Annotated in this window: 3 protein-coding genes; all 3 read left to right on the forward strand. The window is 44.6% G+C overall.

What is annotated here, in order from left to right:
* Positions 1 to 23 precede the first annotated feature (23 nt).
* On the forward strand, positions 24 to 1,001 hold the full coding sequence (locus VIN08_RS05505; RefSeq protein ID WP_331961422.1) for a biotin/lipoyl-binding protein: 978 nt from the start codon (positions 24 to 26) through the stop codon (positions 999 to 1,001).
* Between the two features lie 2 nt (positions 1,002 to 1,003).
* Positions 1,004 to 2,254 (forward strand): hypothetical protein, encoded by a 1,251-nt coding sequence (locus tag VIN08_RS05510; protein WP_331961425.1) that lies wholly within the window; start codon positions 1,004 to 1,006, stop codon positions 2,252 to 2,254.
* 121 nt (positions 2,255 to 2,375) lie between these two features.
* A complete protein-coding gene (locus VIN08_RS05515; RefSeq protein WP_331961428.1) occupies positions 2,376 to 2,771 on the forward strand; it encodes a T9SS type A sorting domain-containing protein in 396 nt (131 codons plus the stop codon).
* The last annotated feature ends 428 nt before the right edge of the window (positions 2,772 to 3,199 follow it).

Raw genomic sequence — 3,199 nt, forward strand, 5'->3', positions numbered from 1 at the left:
AACGACACAACTAAATGCTAACCATGAAGATTAACTGGTTTTATATACTCACGGCAGCCATGTTCACAGCGTTGCTGTTTATTACTGCAATATATTTCAAAGGATCGGGTCACGCTTCGGTAGGCATTGCTTACTCACGGGGGTATAAGATCAGCATCGAGCGTGCCGCGCAGGTAAAAAGTATAGCAGTGGTACCCGGGCAGGAAGTAAAAGCCGGAGATATACTGGTAACGCTGGTGAGTGATGAGCTTGAAATGGAGATCAAAAAACTCTCCGGGCGCATCAGCATTCTACGCTCCGAATACCAGGAGAAAGAAACGCTTGCTTCGGCCGATATAGCCTATATCCGGGCGCAGCGCGATATTGCTGTAGGCGAAGTGGATGCAGACATCACTGAAACACAAAGCGAGCTCTCGCTCAACCAGCAACTGGCAAATGAATATACCGGAGCACTCGACTCTGCGCATACCCGGCCCGTTGCAGAAAAGATACAGGCGCTGAAACTACAACGCAATAATCACAGGAAAGCAGCCGAGCAGCAATTGCAAAACGTACAGCTCAACCAGATGGCAACACAACGCTCACTGGAAAACCAGGTGCATGTACTCGAACAGGAACTGGCGTTACTTCTGGCGGAACAGAAAAACCTTACCCGCTATGCAGCAGCTGATGGCGTAGTAGAAACGGTATTCATGAAGGAAGGCGAACAGGTAAATGCCTATACACCGCTCCTCTCGGTAAATCCTGCGCATCCATCTACGGTAATCAGCTATTTAACAGGTCGCAAGAACGGGCAACACATTGGTACACCGGTAACAGTATCCTCATACGATCATCCTGATCTATTCTCTGCCGGGCACATCATTGGTTATGGCTCCGTAGTAGAGTTGCCTGAAATTTTACAGAAGTCCACCGCAGTAAAAGCATTTGGTCGCGAAGTATTTATTGAGATCGATGCTGTAAATGATTTTGCCGCCGGTGAAAAAGTATTGATCCGGTAAATATGAAAAGATTCATTGCGCCATTTACCGGTATATCTTTGCTGTTCACCTATAGTACAACACTATTGGCACAGGTAACTATATCAGAGTTCCTGTTGTCAACACGGCAGGATAATATACAGCAAAGTTATAGCAACCAATTAAGTTACCTGCAGGAGAAGCCCTATACACTATCGCCTATTCAGAAAGTTGAATTTCGGATGAAGGATAAAGAACTGTCCACCGATCAGCAGCGATATGGCGTGCGCATCAGTCCTGCTAACCCGTGGGAGTTGCATAATACCAATCAATACTTTCGTCATTATCAAACATCGCTTTCCTTAGAAAAAGAGCTTGCGTTGAAGGAAGCTTTACACCAGCGCTATAGCAACATCATCACGTATTTATACCTGTACGAACTGAAGAAGCTGCAACAAGAGCAGCATGACCTTGTACAAACGCAGCTTGCTATTTTAGAGAAACAATCAGCCAGCCGGTATTTTGATGCTGATGAATATACCGACCTGCAATTATTACTATTGGAGAAAACAGTTTTATTGGAAGAGTTATCACTGGATATACTCGATCACCGGCAATCAGTTAATGAAATATACCCGGCAGCAACCGGCAAAGAATTACACTGGGTATACGAATCCATCATTACACCGGACCAAATAGAACGGCAACTCGATAGCCTACAACTGATCGTACATACCGCCACGTTGCTGATATACCGCCAGCAGAAAGTAAAGCTCGCAGCCAGCGAGTATAAATTAGTGAAGTCGAACATCAACATTGGTTTTGTACAAACCGAGTTCGATAAACAAAACGCAGAGAAACAAAACAACCCGGTAAATATTTCTCTCGGAGTTACACTGCCCATTACCAATCCAAACAAAGGCAGTATGACCAAACGGAAACTCGAAATGATCGAAGCCGAATATGAGCTGAAAGAAACGCAGCATCAAACCGCAACTACACGCGATCGACTGGCAGACAAGCTATATGCGATGCTTGCGCAATATACCGGACTACACCAACGGATAGATGAGTGGCAACACAGCAGTCTGGCCGGTACGTTGAGTACACTGAAGGGAAGTGACCCGCGTGTGTTTATACAATTTCAGGCAAGCACCAGTAAACTGAAAGTACTGGAAGTGAAATTAAAGCGCGATATCCTGTCAACCTATATTGCTTACCTGAACGCATCCGACAGGCTACAGCAACCACCTCTATGCAATTACCTTTCGGCAGCGCATCAGCCACTGGAATGAAATATCGGTCGCAGGCATCTCGCTGATCTCTCCCGGAACGTCCTATCATTTTCCCGTTTCATCTACTTTTAAAATAGGAGTCGCATAGCCTTACTACTATTGTTTGACGAATTGAATTAGTATGAAGAGCATCCATGTATTGATCCTGTTTGGTATGATGTCGTATAGTGTGCGTGCGCAGGAATTTTCAGATCGCCAGAAGTGGAACGACCTGTTGCAAGTGGCCAGCACACAAACTTTTCCGTATGCAGGCAAAATCGGTTTGGCGCAGAACAGTCCGAATCCTTTTTCACGAACAGAGTCCACAACGATTCGCTACCAGGCAACGGATATAGCGGATGCCATGATCGTTGTGTACGACAATATCTCCAAAGAAAAAGTACTGGTGCTAAACGACCTTGAAAATATAGGAGCTATTACCATCAACGGCAATCAACTTCCCAAGGGCACATATATATACGCGCTGTTTGTAAACGGACGCATTGCCGAAAAGAAGAAGATGGTTATAACTGACTAACGATATTCTGCGTTGCCTGCGGGGAGCTCTTTCTCTGTATTTGTATTCTTGCGGGCTCGCAGATTTTTCTATACCCGAACCCCACCATATTTACTCTTGCAATCCTGACTCGCAGGAAAATTCAGTTTGCTGTTTTTTATTACATCACCTGTGAAGATTTTTCAGGATTGAAAAGGATATAGCCGAACGATTTTATCTTTACGCATCGTTGGAGAAAACTCCGGCATTTGTTTTGAATAACAATAAACATGTAACTTTTTAATCAGACTCACCATGTATGCGTGGCAACAACTCCGCAGCATGTTTTAAAACCACGATTATCTATTATGAAAAAACAATTTATTTTCCTGCTCAGCCTCGTTCTGTTGTGTCAAGTCGGAACAGCGCAAATCTCCCTCGACAAACTGAAGAAAGCTGTAACCACCGGA

Origin of the sequence: Ohtaekwangia sp., from assembly GCF_036568665.1 — a bacterium.
Lineage (GTDB): Bacteria > Bacteroidota > Bacteroidia > Cytophagales > Cyclobacteriaceae > Ohtaekwangia.